The organism is Sulfurimonas sp. HSL-1716 (assembly GCF_039645975.1).
GTDB classification, from domain to species: domain Bacteria; phylum Campylobacterota; class Campylobacteria; order Campylobacterales; family Sulfurimonadaceae; genus Hydrocurvibacter; species Hydrocurvibacter sulfurireducens.
The window spans coordinates 369745-390955 of record NZ_CP147918.1 but is presented as its reverse complement, the minus strand read 5'-3'; the positions used below and the strand labels follow the sequence as shown (position 1 = coordinate 390955).

The 21211-nt window shown below is 43.4% G+C and carries 19 protein-coding genes; 2 read left to right on the top strand and 17 right to left on the bottom strand.

Annotated elements, in window-relative coordinates; genetic code table 11:
- Window positions 1–2: 2 nt before the first annotated feature.
- Window positions 3–785, bottom strand: a complete 783-nt coding sequence (gene rpsB / locus WCY03_RS02070; protein ID WP_345993342.1) for a 30S ribosomal protein S2 — start codon at window positions 783–785, stop codon at window positions 3–5.
- Between the two features lie 357 nt (window positions 786–1142).
- Here rpsB and WCY03_RS02065 point away from each other — a divergent pair, with 357 nt between their 5' ends.
- On the top strand, window positions 1143–2663 hold the full coding sequence (locus WCY03_RS02065) for a DUF3373 family protein (protein WP_345993341.1): 1521 nt from the start codon (window positions 1143–1145) through the stop codon (window positions 2661–2663).
- Window positions 2664–2704: 41 nt separating this feature from the next.
- On the opposite strand, the gene WCY03_RS02060 is transcribed toward WCY03_RS02065, so the two are convergent.
- The 7 genes from WCY03_RS02060 to mqnP are packed head-to-tail and all read right to left on the bottom strand — an operon-like array spanning window position 2705 to window position 7920.
- Window positions 2705–3208, bottom strand: a complete 504-nt coding sequence (locus tag WCY03_RS02060) for a peroxiredoxin (RefSeq protein WP_345993340.1) — start codon at window positions 3206–3208, stop codon at window positions 2705–2707.
- Window positions 3205–3819 (bottom strand): DedA family protein, encoded by a 615-nt coding sequence (locus WCY03_RS02055; RefSeq protein WP_345993339.1) that lies wholly within the window; start codon window positions 3817–3819, stop codon window positions 3205–3207. The genes WCY03_RS02060 and WCY03_RS02055 overlap by 4 nt, the downstream gene beginning before the upstream one ends.
- A gap of 9 nt (window positions 3820–3828) precedes the next feature.
- Entirely contained in the window at window positions 3829–4845 is a 1017-nt protein-coding gene (murG, locus tag WCY03_RS02050) for an undecaprenyldiphospho-muramoylpentapeptide beta-N-acetylglucosaminyltransferase (RefSeq protein WP_345993338.1), read from the bottom strand.
- Window positions 4842–6023 carry an FtsW/RodA/SpoVE family cell cycle protein gene (locus WCY03_RS02045; protein WP_345993337.1) on the bottom strand — a complete coding sequence of 394 codons (1182 nt, stop codon included), beginning with the start codon at window positions 6021–6023 and terminating at the stop codon, window positions 4842–4844. Before WCY03_RS02045 ends, murG begins: the two co-directional genes overlap by 4 nt.
- Window positions 6024–6033: 10 nt before the next feature.
- Window positions 6034–6546, bottom strand: a complete 513-nt coding sequence (locus WCY03_RS02040) for a hypothetical protein (protein WP_345993336.1) — start codon at window positions 6544–6546, stop codon at window positions 6034–6036.
- Window positions 6533–7063, bottom strand: a complete 531-nt coding sequence (locus WCY03_RS02035) for a hypothetical protein (RefSeq protein WP_345993335.1) — start codon at window positions 7061–7063, stop codon at window positions 6533–6535. Before WCY03_RS02035 ends, WCY03_RS02040 begins: the two co-directional genes overlap by 14 nt.
- Window positions 7060–7920 (bottom strand): menaquinone biosynthesis prenyltransferase MqnP, encoded by an 861-nt coding sequence (gene mqnP / locus WCY03_RS02030; RefSeq protein WP_345993334.1) that lies wholly within the window; start codon window positions 7918–7920, stop codon window positions 7060–7062. The genes WCY03_RS02035 and mqnP overlap by 4 nt, the downstream gene beginning before the upstream one ends.
- 68 nt (window positions 7921–7988) lie before the next feature.
- On the opposite strand from mqnP, the gene miaA reads away from it, so the two are divergent.
- Window positions 7989–8873, top strand: a complete 885-nt coding sequence (gene miaA, locus WCY03_RS02025; protein WP_345993333.1) for a tRNA (adenosine(37)-N6)-dimethylallyltransferase MiaA — start codon at window positions 7989–7991, stop codon at window positions 8871–8873.
- Here the strand turns inward: miaA and WCY03_RS02020 are convergent.
- The 9 genes from WCY03_RS02020 to WCY03_RS01980 are packed head-to-tail and all read right to left on the bottom strand — an operon-like array spanning window position 8870 to window position 21211.
- Entirely contained in the window at window positions 8870–11230 is a 2361-nt protein-coding gene (locus WCY03_RS02020) for a flagellar protein (RefSeq protein WP_345993332.1), read from the bottom strand. The two genes, miaA and WCY03_RS02020, sit on opposite strands and share 4 nt — an antisense overlap.
- A 29-nt stretch (window positions 11231–11259) precedes the next feature.
- The gene (nuoN, locus tag WCY03_RS02015; RefSeq protein ID WP_345993331.1) at window positions 11260–12768 is read right to left on the bottom strand and encodes an NADH-quinone oxidoreductase subunit NuoN; all 1509 of its coding nucleotides are present in this window, start codon (window positions 12766–12768) and stop codon (window positions 11260–11262) included.
- Window positions 12768–14318: an NADH-quinone oxidoreductase subunit M gene (locus WCY03_RS02010; protein ID WP_345993330.1), complete on the bottom strand. Its 1551-nt coding sequence runs from the start codon at window positions 14316–14318 to the stop codon at window positions 12768–12770. The genes nuoN and WCY03_RS02010 overlap by 1 nt, the downstream gene beginning before the upstream one ends.
- Window positions 14319–14321: 3 nt before the next feature.
- On the bottom strand, window positions 14322–16229 hold the full coding sequence (nuoL, locus tag WCY03_RS02005) for an NADH-quinone oxidoreductase subunit L (protein ID WP_345993329.1): 1908 nt from the start codon (window positions 16227–16229) through the stop codon (window positions 14322–14324).
- A 4-nt stretch (window positions 16230–16233) separates the two neighbouring features.
- Window positions 16234–16542, bottom strand: a complete 309-nt coding sequence (gene nuoK, locus WCY03_RS02000; RefSeq protein WP_345993328.1) for an NADH-quinone oxidoreductase subunit NuoK — start codon at window positions 16540–16542, stop codon at window positions 16234–16236.
- Window positions 16539–17108: an NADH-quinone oxidoreductase subunit J gene (locus WCY03_RS01995; protein WP_345993327.1), complete on the bottom strand. Its 570-nt coding sequence runs from the start codon at window positions 17106–17108 to the stop codon at window positions 16539–16541. Before WCY03_RS01995 ends, nuoK begins: the two co-directional genes overlap by 4 nt.
- 9 nt (window positions 17109–17117) lie before the next feature.
- Window positions 17118–17732, bottom strand: coding sequence for an NADH-quinone oxidoreductase subunit NuoI (gene nuoI, locus WCY03_RS01990; RefSeq protein ID WP_345993326.1), 615 nt, complete (start codon window positions 17730–17732; stop codon window positions 17118–17120).
- Window positions 17733–17741: 9 nt separating this feature from the next.
- The gene (nuoH, locus tag WCY03_RS01985; protein WP_345993325.1) at window positions 17742–18731 is read right to left on the bottom strand and encodes an NADH-quinone oxidoreductase subunit NuoH; all 990 of its coding nucleotides are present in this window, start codon (window positions 18729–18731) and stop codon (window positions 17742–17744) included.
- A 2-nt stretch (window positions 18732–18733) separates the two neighbouring features.
- Window positions 18734–21211: an NADH-quinone oxidoreductase subunit G gene (locus tag WCY03_RS01980; protein ID WP_345994054.1), complete on the bottom strand. Its 2478-nt coding sequence runs from the start codon at window positions 21209–21211 to the stop codon at window positions 18734–18736.

Here is a 21211-nt window from a genome sequence, read left to right as displayed (position 1 = left end):
GATTACTCTTCCTCTTCTGCTGTTTCTTCCGCTGCTTCTTCCGCTTCAACTTCTTTAGCGTTTGCAGCTTCCATCTCCTCTTCTACATCAGTAGTAGAACCGCCGTTTGCCAATGCTTTACCTTCGTTGATCGCTTCAGCCATTTCATTACAGAAAAGCTGGATAGAACGGATAGCATCATCATTACCAGGGATCGGGAAATCGATAAGGTCCGGATCACAGTTAGTATCTAACGGCGCAACGATAGGAATGTTTAGACAACGAGCTTCCAAAACTGCGATATGTTCTTTTGCCGCATCCAGTACGAAAAGCATATCCGGAAGTTTTTTCATATCACGGATACCGCCGAAGTATGAAGAAAGTTTCTCTTTTTGACGAGAAAGCATCAACGCCTCTTTTTTAGTTAAAAGCGACATCTGTCCGTTTTCTTCCATCTGCTCGATAGCTTCAAGTTTACGGATAGACTTTTGGATAGTTTCGAAGTTCGTAAGCATACCGCCTAACCAGCGATTTTCAACATATGGCATACCGCATTTCAGTGCCGCTTCTTTTAAAGTATTGCGAGCTTGTTTTTTTGTTCCGACAAAAAGGACTGTTTTTCCTTCAGCTGCAGCATCGACGACGATTTGATATGTATTGCGGAAATAACGCAATGTTTTTTGTAGATCGATGATATGGATATTTTTACGCACACCGAAGATATATTTTTTCATCTTTGGGTTCCAACGACGGGTTTGGTGTCCGAAGTGTACACCACATTCTAGTAGGTCTTTCATAGTTACCATATAAGGTCCTTTAAAGGCTTTTTCAGCCAGAAATTTTCTAAAGAAACTTTTTGCTTTCGCAAAACCGCATTCTCTAGTTTTGTCGGTTATCTTGGGTATTACCAGACATCTTCCTCTATTATTTCAGAGGGGACGCACCAACGTTTCGGCATATACTTGCTTTGTTTTTCTTTGTTTTTACAGAAAGAAAATCGCGGAATTATACAAAATTTTAGTTTAAATACTGCTGTAAAAATAATTATAAGATCGATTTTTCCAAGAAGCAAGGGATCTGTTTTAATTAGTTTTTATAATATATTTAGTTACTATGCACAAACAAAAAATATTACAAAAATATAATAAAAACAGGGATGGCCAATGAAAAAGAAAGTAATGATCTCTCTGATGGCAGCGACTTTGCTTGTAAGCAATGCAAGCGCAGCTTCGATGTATGATCGGCTAGAAGCCATGGAAAAAGAGATAAATAAACTAAAAGCGGAGATCGCCGACTTAAAAGCAAAAGAATCCGCTTCAATGAAAGCGGAAAATAAAAAAATCGATGTAAAAGAAACGCCTAAAAACGATAAAGAGGATCTGTCGGAAAAACTGGCCGATATACAGGAGAGCATCGACGATCTTCATAAAAAAACTGGTGGAAACCACTTAAAATTCAACGTCGATCTTAGAAGTGCCGTTGAAAACATACAGTATAAGATGGCTGACGGCTCGACAAACAACAACGATGCTTTTTTTACGAACAGACTGTGGCTTGGCATGAACTGGGCGGCTACCGATAACCTCAGCTTTACTGGACAGCTCGCGTATAACAAAGCCTACGGTTCCAGAAGCGGTGCAAGTACAAACAACTCCTTTGAAAACTTTGACTGGATAACAAATGAAAATGCTTACGACGACACTATCAGAGTTCGTTCCGCTTACTTTTTTTACAAAAACAATACGTTTTTAGGAACAGACATACCGTGGACTTTCAGTCTGGGGCGACGACCTTCCACAAACGGTCATCTGGTAAACCTGCGCGACGACGACCTTGCCGCTTCTCCTATGGGACATACTATCAATGTCGAATTTGACGGATTGAGTTCAAAGTTCGATCTTGAGAGAATGACAGGTGTTTCGGGGATGTATGTGAAGTTCTGCGCCGGCCGCGGCGGAACCAATGCACAGCCAAAATTCAGCGGGGCGCCCTATTCAAAAGACACAAACAGCATAAACGATATAGATTTGGCCGGATTGATCTTTGTGCCCTATGATGACGGGCAGTACAGTATAGGAACGCAATTTTATTATGCAAACAACCTTATCGATGAAAACAATGCTTCCGATCCTTCTGCAGGGTTCAAAAATGTCGGCGGATTATACAGCGGAACCGTTAATTTCGTTGTCAACGGCATCGGCGACGGAATAAGCGATTTTTTAGACTATACCCTATTTTTCATAAGCGGCGCAGTATCTCAGACAAATCCAAAAAGCGGACAGACCATGCTCGGCAGCCCGGATGCCAAAACGGGCCACTCCGAATGGATAGGTGTGCAGTTTCCCTCTTTGATAAGCAACAGCGGCAGATGGGGTCTTGAATACAATCACGGCTCAAAATACTGGAGAAGCATCACCTACGCAGAAGATACGAATATCGGCTCGAAGCTGGCAGCCAGGGGGAATGCTTATGAAGCTTATTTTACCGAACCGCTGATACGAAATATTCTTTCGCTTCAACTCCGTTACACGTATATAGATTACGATTACAGCGGAAGCAACGGATTTTTCGGAAGCGAAACGGGAACGCCTATGACTATGAGCGAGGCAGTGGCGAACGGACACGGCTCCGAAGTAGTAGACAAAGCGCAGGACATCCGTTTTTATCTGAGATACAGATATTAAAGACTTTTAACATATAAACATAAAAGCCCTGTATGTAAACTCTAAGCTCTTAGCTCGTTTAGTTTCTCTTTGACTTCGTTTACATGCAGTTTTTCTATTGTTTCACCATCTTTCTTACGTTTTACGCGCACTTTTACGTTGTCCCATCCCGCAGCGATTTTTCCTTCGGGAGAGACGATATATGTCGTTCTTACGATCCCCATATACTCTTTGCCGTAGTTCTTTTTCATCTTCCAGACATCATAATCCTGCATCATTTTAGTAGAAGGATCACTGAGCAGCGTGACCTCCAGATCATGTTTTTCGATAAACTTTTGATGGCTGAGCGTACTGTCCGCACTCACGCCCATGATGATCGCATCCATATCCGCAAACTCGATCTGTGTCTGGGTGAAATCACAGGCTTCCGTCGTACACCCCGGCGTATTGTCTTTTGGGTAGAAGTACAGGACTATCCACTTGCCTCTCAGATCTCTTAAACATATCTCTACATCATCTTGGTTCGGCAGACAAAAGTCCGGTGCTGTTTTTCCTACTTCAATCATAATTCTTTCTCCTTGATTCTCTTTTTTTTGTAAATGACATATCCAGCTATCAACAATACTGCCGCCGTGACGGCCGCTATCGTGATCTCTTTTAGATACACATGGATGAGTTCCTGATTCTTTCCAATAAAGTACCCCAAAGCTATAAGGATAACACTCCAGACGCCCGCCCCTGCTCCCGTATAGACGAGAAATATTTTCAAGTTCATCTTTGAAAGCCCCGCAGGGATCGATATGAGCTGTCTGATGCCGGGAAGAAGTCTTCCGGTAAACGTCGAGATATGACCATGATTCTCAAAGAAATTATCCATCTTTTCCAAAGAGTTTTGACTGATGAAAAAATATTTTCCGAATCTGTCCAAAAACTTTCTTCCCACGAACATCGCCAGATAATAGTTTACCAAAGCACCGAACAGTGAGCCCAGTATCGAAAACGCAAAGACCAGATACAGGTTCATCTTTCCATCCGCGATCAATACGCCTGCCGGGATCAAAATGATTTCGCTTGGAAACGGTACGAACGAGCTCTCAACCGCCATAAGAAAAAAAATTCCAAGATATCCCCAATCAAAAACCGTCGCCAAAAGCCACTGTGCAAATTCCGCTAACATCTATCCATCCTATATCGCACTTTCAAAAAGTTTTATCATCTCTTCGGCCACGTTCTTATGGGAATGTTCGATGAGTTTTTCACTCTTTTGCTGCAGAGGCTCGTCTAAAATATCAAGCAGCTTCTCTTTCAAATCTTCTCCCTCTCTCTCGCACCAGCCCATATTCTTTTTTACGATAAAGTTTGCGTTGTAAAACTGATGATCTCCCGCCGCATAGGGATAGGGAATGAAAAACGCGGGCAGTCCGTTTGCGCAAAGTTCCCAAAGAGTGCTCGCACCCGCGCGGCTCACTGCCAGATCCGCTCTGCTTACAAGTGAGTTCAGATCTTTGGTAAACGAGTACAGTTCGACCTCTACACCGATCTTTTCGTACTCTTCTTTAACTCTTTTAAAATCGCGCTCACCGCATTGATGGATGATATTTATCCCTTTTTGTTTTAAGGACAGGGCCGTTTGCAAAGCAAGATCGTTTATCGCTTTTGCTCCTTGAGAACCGCCAAGGAAGATGATCGTTTTTAATTCTTCTCTTACTCTGGATGAACTGAAAAAGAGCTCTTTTACGGGATATCCTTTTATAGGCGAATCTTTTTCGTATGCGGATATAAAATATTTTGCGCGGGACCTTAAAACGGAGTTCAATCTCCCCACGACGGCGTTTTGTTCATGAATAAAAAGCGGCAGCCCGGAGATAACGGACGCAAACGCCGCAGGAGCAGCAGAAAATCCGCCTACGCTTATAACCGCTTGTATCTTGTGTCTCTTAAATATTCTTCTCGATTCCAGCACCGCTTTAAAGATATGGTACAAGGCTTTGACTTTTGCCGCACCTTTTTTATTGACGACTCCCGAGGTTTCTAAAAAATATGTATGGGAAAACCCGCTGTGTTCGCCGAACCATGCTCTGTCCTGCCCGTTCGTCGAACCGATAAACACAACTTCATGCCCTCTTGTGATAGCCGAGGAACAAAGTGCTTCGGCGATGCTGAGATGTCCTCCCGTTCCGCCTCCCGTGATACAAAATTTCACCCGTTGAGCCTTTTTTTATCCATATTTACCTTCTTTGATGCCATAAGCACCATCCCGATACCCATGGAAGCGGCGATGATGGCCGAACCTCCATAGCTTAAAAAAGGTACAGATATCCCTTTAATAGGAGCCAATCCGCTTATACCGTAGGCATTTATCAAAAATGCAAAAGATATAAGCAGCCCTATGCCCAGACTGAAAAGATAGTTCACCGAATCGTTCGAACGGTTTGCGATTTTAAATATACGCTGCAGTATCCATAAAAATATAACCGTTACCGTCAATACACCTATAAATCCCAGTTCTTCGGATATTCCCGCCAGTATGAAGTCGGTATGAACTTCACTTAAAAAACCAAGCTTAAACGTACCGTCTCCAAGACCTACGCCGAATATTCCGCCGTTATGTATGGCGTTTAGCGAGTGTCCTATCTGATAGGGTTCGGTTGAAGAAGGGACGCGCAGATGTGAGGCGATCGATTCGGGAAAAAGCTGCAAAATGGAATTTTGCGCCAGAGACCACCATGATTTTATACGCAGTATCCTATGTTCCGCCGTCAAGACAAAAAAAGCAAAAAAGCTGAATGCACTAAAAAGCAGCACCAAGAAGAACTTGAAACTGCTTCCGGCAAACATCAGCATAAAAAGCAGGGTCAATCCGAGGACGACGACCTGTCCGAGATCGTTTTGGACAAAAGCGATGATGAACATGATGGCAACGAAGATGACGGCATAGGGCAAGAAACGCAAAAACTCCTGTTTTATTCCCATTCCTCCGTGATATCCGAGTTTTCTGGAAAAACTCCACGCCAAAAAGTAGATAAACCCTATCTTGAAAAACTCGACCGGCGCCAATGAAAAACCGAGTATTTTTATCCATCTTTTTGCCCCTCCCACTTCCGAGACCAGACTTGCAGGCAGAAACGGCATGATAATCATCAGCAGCATCGAAGTTATCAACAGGATAAGACCGAGCCTGTGAAGCCAGACATCGGGATCAAGCTGAGCGAAAAACCACATGATCAAGATAGAAAGTACTCCAAAGACCGCCTGGCGGATAAGAAAATGGAACTCTCCCATATCAAAAAGTACGACCGTATACGTCGTAAGCGAATAGGACATCAATATGCTCATAGAGATCAATATCGATGTCAAAACAAAAAGTTTTCTATCTGCCATACCCGTCACTTTATCTTAGCTGGTTGATCTTCAATACGAACTCTACTTCCGCCTTTGAAAGATGCAGCTCTTTTGAGATCGTATCGACATCGACCCCCTGTTTAAACAGTGAAGTTATTTTGCTGTCATCGTTTCCATGGACTGAAGAGGGCAGAGATATCTGACGTATCCCGCCTTCGAGATTAGCAAGCCTTGAATCGACTGCGACCGACAGATCCGCCAGATTTCGTTCTATCTCTTTGATATTCGAAGAAACGGGATTTATAAAATCATAAACACTGCGTTCTATCTCCTGATATATCTCTTCATCGTTCATACCTCTTTTTATGTCCGTCGTAGATGACTTTTTATCCATCTCATACAGCTTTTTTTCTATCATGTATATCTGACGGTTCGCATCTTCCACAGCCGAAGCGATCGCTCTTATATTTCGTGTGAGCTGCGCATCTTTTGAAAAGATATAATAGATTATGTAGAGGATGATGACACCGATAACTATTAAAATGTATTCAATCGGTATCACTTTTACCCTCTTTCATCTCTCTGATCAATATACGTTCACGAGCGGTAAGGTACGTGTTCCACTCTTTTTCGTCTCTGTCATGCATCTTGATTATCTCCGCAATATCTCCGTCAAGGGCTTTAAAATATATGCCTATATCCCGCTTCGGATAAACAGGCATCTCGATCCTTCCGTAGTATTCGACTCCGGCGGAAAGTATCTCCTCTTTTATTTTAAAGTGATGAAACCCTATGCTCTCGATATCGGCATGATGCATCAGCTCTATGCGTACGGGCTTTTCGTCTTTTATAAACTTCTCAAGCTCATCTATTTTTCTGTGAAGCTCGACCATCAGATTTAACAACACCGGGTCGCTCTGCGAAGTATCACCGCGGGCTTTTGCGAGTTTGAGCCACTGTGCTATGGGATCGTCGTCGGTTTGACTCAGTTTATGATACTCGCGTAAAAAATTCTCTTCATCTTCTGCGGCAGGACTAAAAGTTATAGATATTGGAGCCGGAACTAAACGTATATTCATGAAAACACCTTATCTAATATTATAAATACAAAAAACACTATACCCAGATAACCGTTAACGGTAAAAAATGCCTTGTCTATCTTGGTAAAATCTTTTCTTACCAGATAGTGTTCATACGCCAGCATCAACAAGCTGAAGATGACGGCAAGATATGCGAAAATACCGAGATTCGCACATACGACGAAAAAACTCCAGAAAACGACGGTCAAAAGATGAAAAAAAGCCGATATGCTCAATGTGGCTTCGGAGCCGTATCTCGAAGGTATCGAGAAGAGACCGTTTTTCTTGTCGAACTCTATATCCTGCAAAGAGTACAGAAGATCAAATCCCGCCACCCAAAACATCACCCCGATACTCAGCAGTACAGACCATGCAGGAATGCTCTCCTGCACCGCCACAACGCCCGCCAAAGGAGCAAGCCCCAAAGATATTCCAAGTACGATATGTGCACCCTCGCTGAACCTTTTAAAATAGGAGTAGCTTCCAAGAACCACCAAAATAGGAACGGAAAGATAAAACGCCAGTGCATTGATAAGATAGGCAACCGCAATAAAAACCAGCGCGTTTACCATCGTGAATATAAAGATGGAGGTAGCATCGAGCCTTCCGTCGACGCTTGGACGAGAAGCCGTACGCGGATTGGATCTGTCAAACTCCCTGTCCGCCCATCTGTTGAGTCCCATAGCAAAATTTCTCGCGCTGATCGCCGCCAAGATCCCAAGAACAAGCAGTCTGAACCCGAACCATCCGTCAGCCGAAACCACCATCGCTATAAAGATAAAAGGCAGCGAAAATATGGAATGCTGGAACATGACCAGCTCATTGAAATCTTTTAATCTGCTTATATATCTCTGCACTAGAATTCCTACAAAACTATTTTTTTCTTATTTTAGCGAAATAACCTTTTAGCTGATATAATTTCAATATGAAACAAATCGCAATTATCGGTCCGACCGCATCGGGGAAAAGTGATCTGGCGCTTAACATCGCTGAAAAACACGATGCATACATTTTGTCCATCGATTCTCTGAGCATCTACAAAGAGATCGATATAGCTTCTGCAAAACCCTCTGCCAAGGAGCTCTTAAAGATACGGCATTTCGGTATAAACGAGATAAACCCAAACGAGAATTTTAACGTAGACATCTTTATAAACATCTATAAAAACGCTCTCTCGCAGGCAAAACACGATAACAAAAACCTGGTTATTGTCGGCGGCACTACTTTTTACCTTAAATCTCTTCTACAAGGGCTGTCTCAGATCCCAAAAATCGAGCAAAAAATAAAAGACGAAGTCGCAGAGCTGCTCCTGCACCCGAAAGACTCTTATAAACTTCTTTACTCGCTTGATGAGGAGTACATGAAAAATATCGACCCTAACGACAGTTATAGAATCGAAAAAATGCTTCTGATCTATAAAGCTTCGGGGCTTACTCCCTCACAATGGTTTTTAAAGCATCCTCCAAAACCGATCATCCAGGACCTTGAAATATACGATATAGAAGTCGACAGACAGACGCTGAGAAAGCGCATAGAAGCAAGGTCTCAGAAGATGCTGCAGATGGGGATCATCGATGAAGTCGCCTATCTCGAACACAAATACACCAGAGAGCCAAACTGCATGAAATCGATAGGGATATCGGAGGTGTTGGAGTATCTTGACGGATCGGTCGATAAAAAGAAGATGCTTGAAAATATCTCCACTCATACGGCTCAGCTGGCAAAACGCCAGCAGACCTTCAACCGTACCCAGTTTCAAGATGTGATCACCGCACCTCTTTTGGAGCTGGAAAAAAGAATACGGTTTTAAATAAGTTTCATGGCGTCTGCCGCCAGTTTCGCCCAAGCGGAGTCTTTATCGGCTTCTATCGATTTTTTGAACTCTTTTTTTGCTTCGTCGTATCTCCACTGTTTTTGCAGAAGCGATCCGAGCAGATATTTTTGTCTTGCTCTTTGCTCTTTGTTCAGCTTCCTGTCATCAAGCGAATAGAGTGTATCCATTGCCCGTGTTATATCGTCTTTATTTAAATAAGCCTGATAGAGTGCGAACTCGACATACGGCGACTGGGTATAAGAGGATGTGTTGTTTTGCAGGTCCATCACCTTTTGCGCATACGTGATGATGATACTGTCATCTTTTAACGCCGTTCCCAGAGTCATCATTTGAACATATCTTTCGATATCTTTAAAATCGTCTCCGAAGATATCCGTTATCTTCGTCATCATCTCTATCATCTTATTGTTGTTGCCGGCCCTTTGATATGCATCGAACATCAATCTATAAATATCCGTGTAGGGACTTTTTTTATCTTTACCTATAAGTTTTATAAGATCATTCCCGATCGTGATGGAGTCCTTGTACTCGCCTATCTGAAAATCGACGTTAGCATACTGATACATCCATTTCATACGCTGTGTCAATATCTTAGAGTCTATATGTTTTGAAGCGATCTCTTTTGCCGAGCTGAACTTCGAAACCTTCATATAACACTTAAAAAGCCCGTCGTCAAATTCGTTTGAGAGCTTTATATCGTACTTGGTCGATATATCTATGACATCGCTGCATCTGTCCTCTTTAAGACGCTCTTTCATCAGGTTTGTCGCTGCTTTGTTTATCATACCGTCTACGCCGGGATAGGTCGTTTTATCCAGCTTTGCAAGCGCATCTTTCATGTTAAGCAGCTCGGGATATCTTTGCTTGTCTAACAATAACTCCGCTTTTTTATATATGGCCTTCTCTCCGATGGAATCGCCTTTATATGTTTTTATGAGGTTATCGTAGTTTAAAAGCTTTGCGCTTATATTTTTATCCCCCGTATCAAAGAAGAGAGAGTCTTTTGTAGTCTGGACCTCTTTTAGAAAACTTCCGTATTCGAACTCTTTGATATACCTGTTTAAGAGTTTGATAGCGTCTGATTTTTCATCGGATTTAGCAAGCCATACTCCGCTGTTTTTAAGAAGCGGTTCATAATCGTCATCGAGTCTTTTCAATGTTTTTAACACTATCTGAGAAATTTTTGATGCTTCAATAAAAATCTTTTTATCGGCCAGCCTCTGCGCAAGCAATATGGAATCCTGAGGATCTTTCAAAAAGTAAGACGGATCGGCCTCAAGTATCTTATCCACATATATCTTGGCTTTTTTCGAATCCGTACCTCCCAGATAGTTCTTGGCTATTTTCTCTGCTGCAATAGCAGCCGTATCGATACTTTTTGTTTCGTTGAGCGCACGTATATAATACTCCCGTGCTTTTTTCGTGTCTCCCGAGTCACTTAGCTGATCCCCTTTGTATATCATCCCTTTTTTTGAAAAATCGGAGTCTGCGTGTTCGGAAAACAGCCTGTCATAAAAATAATCCGCATCGCTGTTAAGGCTCAGCTTGCTATATGCCATTGCGGTAAGCGAAAGAATTTCGGGAACGTTCTCATCAGAAGAGTACGTACGCAGATACTCTTTTGAAAGCTCTCTGACCTCTTCGTATTTATGAAGTTTAGAAAGTGCTTTTATCTTATAATACAGCAGTTCGCTCATAAAGATGGAGTCGGGATATGCGTTCATGATCTCGTTGATGATAGCAAGAGACTGGGCATAATCCTCTTTTTCATATTGCTTTTTCGCTTTTAAGTACGCACTCACGTCTCTTGCTTCTTTTATATGTACCGGATTGCCTTTGATATCCAGACTTCCGATGTAAAACAGGTCCTTATGTGCAAACGTTATCGGTATATTCAACCCTATAGAAGGGGTTTTGTCCTCTTTAAGCATAGAAAACTTGTTCTTATACCCCACCATCATCCATGATCTTGAGAGTTTTACGTCGGATTTATATATTGTTGTTTCGTTCGAAAGGTCAAAAACATCTGGAAGAAGCTTCATCTTGTAAACGGGTGTGACGATAAGAAAGAAAGTGTCTTTTTTCACTTCGCTCACGACATTGAAAAAATCGTCGTTTAAAGGTTTGAACAGCTTTTCGGGTTTTTTGGAAAATGCACAGACGACCTTGTTGATATTTTTAAAATCATCCAACTGAGGTTCGCAGATAAAGGGTGTATCGTTTCTTATGTGTAAGATGCTGTATTTGTCAAAATTCTCTTTGCCCGCCTGAAACGTTATCTCAAGCGCGTAAAGATAAAATGGAGTCATAAGGAGCAGCAGCCATTTCAACACTTATCTTACTCCTTATGTTTTTTTAGTTTTTAGTATCCGCTATTGTACACAAATCTTGTAATAAACTCTAATAACGGGTTTATAGCTATCACAGCAAAAACAGTTCCTATCGCCGCGATCCCTATGATCGTACGAAGAGACGTAGAAGCGTTCATGGAATACACTTTTCCTTCAAGTCCAGGAACAGGCTCTTTCATAAACATATATACTATCAGTTTTACATAGTAGTACCCGGCTATTGCCGAGTTAAGCGCCATGATGAGTGCTAGTACGATGTAACCTCCAGAAACCGCCGAAGATATCATGTAGAGTTTACCCCAGAACAGTCCAAAAGGAGGTATTCCCGCAAGGCTCAGCATAAACAAGGCCATAATAGTCGCTGCTATCGGTGCCGTTTTTATCATACCGGAGAACTTCGTATACGGGTGATCCGAACTTTGTCCCGCCGGAAGATTCTTCTGGCGAGAGATCCAAAGCATAGAGAACGATCCGAGATTCGTAAACGTAAAGAGCGTCCAATATAAGAACAGTGCAGAATTTGATTGAGTGGTGGCGATAAGAACCGCCGCCATAACGAATCCTGCATGCGATATAGAGCTGTATGCCAGCATACGTTTGACGTCCGTTTGGACAAGAGCCCAGATGTTCGGTGCCGTCATCGTGATGACAACCGTAGCGTAAAGAATGACGTCCATCCAGACTACACCGCTGTGAACAAGGAACTCAAACAGACGCATAACAACGACAAAACCCGCTATCTTAGGAACGATAGACATATACCCCGCCATAGAAGCGCTTGCTCCCTCATAAACATCAGGTGCCCATGTATGAAACGGTACCAAAGAGAGCTTGAACCCTACTGCACCGAGCAGGAACACTACACCGATCAAGATATACGGCAGATTTGCAAAACCGTCGGCATGAAACACCGCAGCTATCTGATGTATCTCGACAGAACCGCTCAATGCATAAAAGATCATCGAACCAAAAGCATAGAATCCGGCTGCCAATGCGCCCATCGTGAAATATTTCACTGCCGCTTCAAAAGATTTTGTTCTGTTGTGCAGAGCGATAAGCGTATAAAGCGCCAAAGATGCTGTCTCAAGTCCTATGAAGATAAGGATAAGATTGTCCGTTGCCACCATGAACTGAAAACCTGCGATCATAAACAGGAAAAGCGCAAAGAACTCCGAGTACGAGAACTCATGGAAACGTTTAGACGTAAGCGCAAGCGGAATAAACAGCAGCGATGCGCCGACTATGACAAACTGTGCCAAAAGCGCAAGCCCGTCTACAAGCATAAGGTCGAAATAACCAAGCAGCGTACCGTTCGTATCGAAACGGATAGCGAAATCTATCAAAGAACCGAAATCCAAAAGTACGAAAAGCAGACTCAGCATGACGTACATGGATTTGCTTAGATCCTTTTTGAAAAGATCGATAACCAATATAAAAAGTGCACCTATAATAGGGATTAGCATAGGCACCAGAGTCGCTATGTTCAACGACTCTAAAGAAACATTAACGTGGCTTAACATTATTTTACCTCCGCTTCAGATTTTTGTATAGCGATTTTACCTTCAAGCGCAGGTATACGGGTTTTAGCTTCAGGCGATATAGCTTTTTCATGCATCAAAGCCACAATCGACTCAACGCTGTTGTTGATAGGGTTTAAGATCGGTTTTGGATATACACCCAGCCATACCGCTATGATAGTAAGCGGTATTAAAGCCACCAGCTCTCTTTTGTTGATATCCGGAAGATTTTTGTTCTTCTCGTTCGTTACTTCACCGAAGAAAGCTTTTTTAAATGCACTCAGCATATAGATCGCACCTACGATGATAGCTACTCCGGCTAAAAGCGTCGTTATGTGCGATTGGTTGTAAAATCCTAACAGGCTCAAGAACTCCCCGACAAAGTTTATAAGAAGAGGCAGACCCACAGAAGCCATCATCATGATACCGAAGATCGTCGCGTATCTAGGCATAACGTGTGCAAGCCCTCCAAACTCGCTCATAAGCTTCGTATGACGTCTGTCATAGATAACTCCAACAAGCAAGAACAGTGCACCGGACACGATCCCGTGACCTATCATCAAGAACACGGAACCCGTGATCCCTTCGACATTGAGCGCAAACGTTCCAAGAACGATGACACCCATATGAGAGACCGACGAATAGGCAACGACCTGTTTGATATCCTCTTGCGCATATGCGACCATTGCCGTATAGATGATCATGATGATCGCTAAAACGGCTATCGGGAACATAAAGAATGTTGCCGCATCAGGGAACATCGGCAGTGAGAAACGGATAAACGCATACGTACCCATTTTCAAAAGTACGGCCGCAAGTATCACAGAACCGATCGTCGGTGCCTGACCGTGCGCATACGGAAGCCAGGTATGAAACGGGAACATCGGAACTTTGATGGCAAATCCTATAAAGAATGCCGCAAACAGCCATAACTGATAACTATGCGGTAGTATCAAACGATACCACTCTAAGATAGAAAAGCTCCAGCTTCCTGTTGCCTGATAATACAGATACGCCGTAAACAGCATACCCACAAGCATGATAAGCGATCCCGTGAACGTATACAAGAAGAACTTGACCGATGCGTAAATGCGTAAAGGCCCTCCCCAAGCACCGATGATATAAAGCATCGGAACCAAAGAAAGTTCCCAGAAGACATAGAAAAGTATCGCATCAAGAGCGGCAAAAACTCCGACCATCGTCATCTGCAGGAAAAGCAGCGTGATTACAAGGTTTTTGATCTTTTTCGTTTCACCCAATGAAGCGATCCCAAGCATCGTAAACAGTGCCGCCATTATGATAATGAACAGAGATATACCGTCTATTCCCAAGAGATAGTTGATTCCAAACGACGGAATGATAGGCATACTTTCCATAAACTGCATACCAGAAACATTCGGATCGAAGGCAAACCATAGATACAGAGATCCCAAGAACTCTATGATCGAAACTGCTATACCGTACGTCTTGACACTGTCTTTGTGGATGACAAAGCCCAGTATTCCAGCCAGTGCCGGTAAAAATATTAATATTGATAAGATATGATCTAACATCGATTAAACTCCTAAACCTGATAAGACAGACGTGATAACGTCTGAATATCTAACTGTTAACCCAAAAGCTACCGCCAGTGATAACAATATAACTATACCTACGACCATCCATCTAAGCATGCTCGATAGATTGCCGTTTTGCATAGTGCGTGTATTTTCACCCGTTTTGTAAATAGTCATAGCTATTAAATCAACTGTTGCATCAACAATTTTCAGGTCGACTTTTCTCCAGAAGACATCAGAAAGCTCTCTGTACGGTTTTGCTATATACTCTTCATAAAAATGCGGAATATAGTATTGATTGATAAGAAGCTTGTATGTAAAGCGTTTTTCAAACTCTTTATCTTCGCCTTTGAAGTTGATATATTTTTTATACGCATACCAGATAGAGATGATAACGAATGCCTGTGTTCCGAGGATCATAACCCATTCGGTTACTTCTGAATGTATATGATACTCTGTACCCGGAAGCAGTTTCGTCACCATTTCGAAATACGTACTTTTGAAAAAACCTGCTATCACTGCCAGGATCGCAAGCGGACTCATCGCCAAAAGCATGAACTTATACGCTTCATGCGGATGGAAACCGAACAGCTTGTATCTCTCTTCGCCGTGGAAGATAAGAGCGACCAGACGGAACGAATAAAATGCCGTAAGACCCGCAGTTAAAAGAAGTACGGTATAGATGACGTAATGATGTTCTACAAAGCCTACTTCCAAGATAGTATCTTTTGAGAAGAAACCGGCCAGCGGAAACACACCTGCAAGTGCGATAGAAGCCAGCGTCATCATGATCCATGTGCCTCTCATCTGCTTTTTAAGTCCACCCATCTTAAACGGATCAAGTTCATCGTCCATAGCATGCATGACGTTACCCGCGCCAAGGAACAGCAACGCTTTAAAGAACGCATGCGCCATTAAGTGAAAAAGTGCCACCCAGTATGCTCCAAGACCTGCCGCAGCGAACATATACCCAAGCTGAGAAAGCGTAGAGTAAGCGATGATACGTTTCATGTCGCGGTTAACCATCGCCATAGAAGCGGCGAACATAGCCACAAATGCACCTAGACTTGCGATAAACAATCCCATTTCAGGGATCGTGTCATATAAAGGATTTGCACGAACTACCAAGTATACACCCGCCGTAACCATCGTTGCCGCATGGATAAGTGCAGAAACCGGTGTAGGACCTTCCATCGCATCGGCAAGCCAAGTATGCAGAGGAAACTGTGCAGATTTACCCATTGCACCCACAAACAGGAATATTCCTATATACATAAGCGTTGTGCCGTCAAGTGCCGGAAGCGCAGCGAACACTTTGTCGTATTGAAGAGATCCCGTGTTCCAGTAGACCAAAAAGATACCGATAAGCATACCAAGGTCAGCGATACGGTTCATGATGAAAGCCTCGTTTGCCGCCCAGCTTGCGCTCTCTTTGTGGTACCAGAATCCTATCAGCAGCCACGAACAAAGACCGACCCCTTCCCAGCCGATGAATAGACCGGCAAAGTTATCGCTCATGACCAAAACCATCATCGAGAAAACAAATGCCGAAAGATACGAGAAGAAACGGTTGAAACCTTTATCGTGATCCATATATCCGATAGAGTAAACGTGAACGATAGTAGAAACGATCGTTACGACCATCATCATCGTAACGCTTACCTGATCGACGACAAAACCGAAAGGTATATGCAGATTCCCTGCAGCGATCCAAGTCATCATCTCCACATGGATGGTCTCACCCTCCATTACATGCACAAGCAGAATCGAACTCGCTATAAACGAAGCGAACAGAAGCGACGAGTTTACGACCCCCGTCAGCAGCGTCTTAGGCGTAGCTCCGAAAAGTCCTGCGAACAGCGAACCAACAAGCGGTGAAAACAGTGCTATATATAAGTACAATTCCATTCTTTTATCCTCTCATTGATGACATAGTGTCAAGATTAATATTACCGCTGCGTTTATGCCAAATAATAAGCAAGCCAAGACCTACGGCAACTTCTGATGCCGCGATAGCGATTATGAAAAACGCGAACATCTGTCCCGTAAGATCGTTATAATAATGTGAAATAGCCGCAAATCCGACATTGACGGCATTTAGTAAGATCTCTGTCGAAAAGAACAGCATCAAAAGATTTTTACGCTTCATTACCCCGATCAAACCGATTGAAAAAAGGATCGTCGCCAATACCAGATAATGTGTTAAACCAATTTGCATCATAAAATCACCTTTCTGTTAACTTCCTCGGCCAAGATATCTTCTTCGCGCATAAGGGTCAACGATCTATCCATTTTCTTGCCTGCCATCACGATACCCGCGATCATAGCTACCAGCAACATGACCGCCGCAAGCTCGAACGGCACAAGATATTTCGTAAAGAGAACCATACCTACGGATTGAGAGTTTGTAGCCTCTTTTATCGACGGGTAAAGAGACTCTATCTTCGAACCGATGATCGGAGCCGAAAAGATAACTACCGTAAATACGGCAGAGAGAATCGAAAGTCCCCATATGATAAAAGATGAGCCGCTTCGCTCTTTCACTTCGCGAGTCGTATCAAAAAACATCATACCAAAAGCGTAAAGCGCCATTACGGCACCCGTATAAACGATGATTTGAACAACACCTAAAAAATCCGCACCCAGCATAAAGAAGAATGCCGATATAAAAATCATTCCGGCTGCCAATGCAGTTAATGCAAACAGCGCCTGTTTTGTCGTTACCGTAATGTAAAACATAACAATTGTCAAAATTGCAAACAGATAAAAAGCGATCGCTTCAAACATTTCTACTCCTTAATATGCCAGAGGTGTCTTTTTGACACGCTCGTCTTCATGCGGTGTAATTGCACCGAAACCTTCAAACTCACGCTGTTTCCCAGCTTTGAGCATGTCGATCGGAGTCAACATATCCTCATACATTACAAAGTGCGCTCTTTGCTCACTTGCGTTTTCATATCTTCCGCCATGCGTGATCGCAAGTTCCGGACAGACCTCCGCGCAGTAACCGCAGAATATACAGCGTCCAAGGTTGATACTGTATTCGGTAACCTCTTTACGAGAGTTCTCGTCCAGACGCGTCTCCATACGGATACAGTCTGATATACAGATCTTTTCGCAGAGTCCGCAGCCGATACATCTCTCGGTTCCCGATTCCCAAAGACGCTTCATCTCATGGACTGCACGGTAGCGAGGACCTATAGGCATCTTCTCTTTTGGATACTGGACCGTATGGATATCAAACTTGAACATCTCGCGGATAACGACCCAAAGACCTACAAAAAGCTCCCCTTTGAACGTACGTTTGACGACACGTTTGAACTTACCCCATCCGTCTGTGGGATAATCTTCGATGTCTACTAAAAAGTAGTCATCGCTTATATTTCTGTTTTTAAACTGTTCTATACTCATCACTACCCCTTAAAACATCATCACAAAGCCGGTAACGACTACGTTTACTACAGCTAACGGCATAAGCACTTTCCAGCACAGCCACATCAACTGATCCGGTCTTACATCCGGCCAAGCGGCTCTTGTCCATAAGAAGAAGAAAAAGAAGAATGCGACTTTGCCTACCAGTGCCAGTGCACCCATCACACCGCCGTCTCCGAATCCGCCCAAAAAGACCAATGAGATGACAAACGAAATGAAGAACATATTCGCATACTCGCCGATAAAGAAAAGACCCCATCTCATACCCGAATACTCGGTACCAAAACCGTCGATGATCTCATGATCGTTTGCGATAAGGTGAAACGGCGTACGTCCCGTTTCGGCAAATGCCGCTATCCAGAACAGTACAAAGGCGACAGGCTGATGCCATACCAGCCAATGCGTCACGCCTCCTGCTTGATAATTATTGAAATCGACAAGGGACAATGAACCGACGACCATGATCGGCGCCAGCAAAGAGAGTCCTGTTACAACCTCGTAAGAGATAAATATAGCCGATGTACGCGCTGCAGAGATAAGAGAAAACTTATTTGCCGATGCCATACCACCTAAAAGCAGACCGTATAAACCGATCGCCATAACGGCTAAAATATAAAGCAGCCCTATTTCCGTATCTGCAACGATCGGATGTACCGTGTAACCAAATACGGTAAACTGAGGCCAAAACGGAATTGCAGCAGCAGCCATGAATGCCGTAGCAGCAGTGATGACCGGTGCGAACTTGAATATCGGCGCTACTACGTTTGAAGGAATGATATCCTCTTTGGTAAATAGTTTAATACCATCAGCAGCAACTTGTAAAAGTCCGTAAGGACCGACGCTCATAGGTCCTAAACGGCGTTGCATAAATGCAAGCACCTTACGCTCAAAATATGTACCCAATCCTGCCAATGCAGAAAAGATCAACATAATTACGACGATCTTTACGATCGTCTCGATTAAATATGCCATATCCATACTTACACCCCTTGTATTGTAGCTTGACTAAAGCGGTAACCGCTAAAGAGAGCCTGCGAATTTAAATTTGAATCAAACGTAGGAAGAGTTGCGATATCTCCCTCGATTTTGTTATCACTTATTATCTTGGTACTCAATTCACCAAACTGTGTTTTCACCATGACCGTATCTCCCTCGTTAAAGTCACTTTCTTTAAGATAGGACTCGCTCATGTAGATACCCGCCTCTTCATCAAGATTGGTAGCTTTGTTCGTGAACTCGGTAAACTGACGGACAGGATTTGCCAAGTAAATGATCGTTCCTTCCATTTTTGCTTCAGTTACAGCTTCAACGCTTTCATCACCCGAAGTTTTTACATCGAGATTTGTCAAGGCATAGCCTCTTACTTCCGTGCCGTCGTTTTCATAACGGTTTGGCAGGTTATCGAAAAGCTCTGCCGTAAAACCTTTGTCAACCGGCAGTTTTTGTGTGTAATCTACAGTATACTTAGCCGCAAGTCCCAAAGCGTTCGCGATATCGTTTAGTACATATCCTCTGTAAGGGAGTGCTGCGTTTGTAGGGTTTACTTTCTTGTCTATACTTGTCAGTGTTCCCTCCTGCTGATTGATCGCAGGCATATCAAGATCGCCGCCTCCAAGAGCAGAAAGAGTGAAGTCTCCCTTTGTGTTGTATCCTATCGTGTAACTGCCTTTCTCTGCGTCAAGATCACAGATAAGCGATACGCCGAGTGTGTTTGTAAGCGAAGGGATCATCATGAGTTTAAACGCACTGTATTTTTCGATCAACGCCACGAGTCTTGCCAGATTTTTAGCATTTGGATGTGTATAAAGGTCCGGTCCGACGATAAGAGAGAATTTCTCTTTTTTCGCAAGGAACTTCTCCAAACTTTCCGTAAAGTTCTCGGGTGCACCGACAAGATCTAAAAGACGGTTTTCATCGACTTGAACCTCTTTTGAGACCGTTTTAGGAACCATGGTGGATTTTTCTTCCTCAACCTCTTCCTCTTCGCCGGTCTCTTCGTTCACTTTTTTGACTTTTACGATCTCGACAACTTTCTCTTTTATCGTCTCTTCGACCGTGATGGTCTTCTCTGAGTGAAACGATGCCAGATACTCGACTATGCTTGCAGGCAGTTTCGATTTGTCCGCAAAAAGGTCAAGTAAAAGATACAATACGGCCTCTTCGGCAAGCGGAGCATGGTTAATGCTCATCACGTTCTTGCCGATGCCTTCGATAACAGGGTCTTTTACCGGATGGAAATACAGCCCCGCTCCTTTGTTCATAGAGATGGAGTTGTTAAATGCATATCTGGCATTAGGATTGTCACTCTTTAACGCCGTTCCTACCGAAACTATGAAATCAGCCCCGTGAGATTCGTTCAGATCACTTCCGTAGAGTGATTTTCCGCTTACTTCGCTGTAATTGCCAAGGAAGGTTTGAAACGGTTTTGCTTCACTGTTTACGAGTCTGTATCCAAATTTCTCTTTTAAAGACTGAAGTATCAACGCCTCTTCGTTCGTTATGGTCGAGGTAAAGCTGATGGTATCGGCTTTTTGAAACGCCTCCACAGCAGCTGTGAACGCCGCTTCATCTTTTCCTTCGACTCTGTTTTCATAGTCAAATCCGTAACGCCCCGCACCGCAGAGAGATACGTAGTTCCATTCGTTCATAACGCGGTATATCTTCTCTTCGGAGTTTTCGATATCAGTATGTTTTACGTCATAGCTTATCTGACAGCCCGCACTACAATGTCCGCAGGTCGCAGGGATCTGACGAAGTTCCCATGCGTTTGAACTATATATGAAATGAGTATCGACAAGAGCGCCGACGGGACAGACCGCCGCACACTCGCCGCATGAGGTACAATCAAGCATCTCTTCACCGCTTGTAAGCCCGATAAGAGATTTGTTAAGCTTGTTCCACATAGCATATGCGTCTTTTGGCATGCTCTCTTTAAACTCGGCATCAATAGCGTCGGCACCGCGTGCTACGGTTTTTAGCGCATTATCGCCGATCATATCTTTACATACGGTCACACATCTTTCACATACTATACAAAGACCCGGATTGTAGTGTATATGCCCCCAGTCTTTATCTTTTCTCTCTACGTCTTTTATGGCATAGCTTTGAGAATCGACACCGACTTCCAGAGTATAGTTTTGCAGCTCGCACTCTCCGGACTGATCGCACACCCCGCATTGCAGAGGATGGTTAACATCATAGACTTCCATGATCGCGCGTCTTTCGGCTTCGATATTTTCCGTCGACGTCGTAATGTTCATCCCCTCTTTTGCTTTGGCGTTACAGGCATAGACCTGTTTGCCGTCCGCTTCGACCAAACAGAGACGACAAGCCAAAGTCGGGCTACAACGCGTAAGGTAACATATAGCCGGAATAAATATGTCGTTCGCACGGGCGGCGTTTAGTATGAATTCCCCTTCTGCCGTCTGTATTTCGCGACCATTTATATTAATCGTAAT

Bases quoted from the DNA above. Each gene is read 5' to 3' on its own strand.
- WCY03_RS02065 (WP_345993341.1), top strand. From the start codon at position 1,143: ATGAAAAAGAAAGTAATGATCTCTCTGATGGCAGCGACTTTGCTTGTA.
- nuoK (WP_345993328.1), bottom strand. From the start codon at position 16,542: ATGATGCAAATTGGTTTAACACATTATCTGGTATTGGCGACGATCCTT.
- miaA (WP_345993333.1), top strand. From the start codon at position 7,989: ATGAAACAAATCGCAATTATCGGTCCGACCGCATCGGGGAAAAGTGAT.
- nuoH (WP_345993325.1), bottom strand. From the start codon at position 18,731: ATGGATATGGCATATTTAATCGAGACGATCGTAAAGATCGTCGTAATT.
- nuoL (WP_345993329.1), bottom strand. From the start codon at position 16,229: ATGGAATTGTACTTATATATAGCACTGTTTTCACCGCTTGTTGGTTCG.
- WCY03_RS02045 (WP_345993337.1), bottom strand. From the start codon at position 6,023: ATGGCAGATAGAAAACTTTTTGTTTTGACATCGATATTGATCTCTATG.
- WCY03_RS02035 (WP_345993335.1), bottom strand. From the start codon at position 7,063: ATGAATATACGTTTAGTTCCGGCTCCAATATCTATAACTTTTAGTCCT.
- WCY03_RS02060 (WP_345993340.1), bottom strand. From the start codon at position 3,208: ATGATTGAAGTAGGAAAAACAGCACCGGACTTTTGTCTGCCGAACCAA.
- WCY03_RS02055 (WP_345993339.1), bottom strand. From the start codon at position 3,819: ATGTTAGCGGAATTTGCACAGTGGCTTTTGGCGACGGTTTTTGATTGG.
- WCY03_RS02010 (WP_345993330.1), bottom strand. From the start codon at position 14,318: ATGTTAGATCATATCTTATCAATATTAATATTTTTACCGGCACTGGCT.
- rpsB (WP_345993342.1), bottom strand. From the start codon at position 785: ATGGTAACTATGAAAGACCTACTAGAATGTGGTGTACACTTCGGACAC.
- nuoI (WP_345993326.1), bottom strand. From the start codon at position 17,732: ATGAGTATAGAACAGTTTAAAAACAGAAATATAAGCGATGACTACTTT.
- nuoN (WP_345993331.1), bottom strand. From the start codon at position 12,768: ATGTTAAGCCACGTTAATGTTTCTTTAGAGTCGTTGAACATAGCGACT.
- WCY03_RS01995 (WP_345993327.1), bottom strand. From the start codon at position 17,108: ATGTTTGAAGCGATCGCTTTTTATCTGTTTGCAATTTTGACAATTGTT.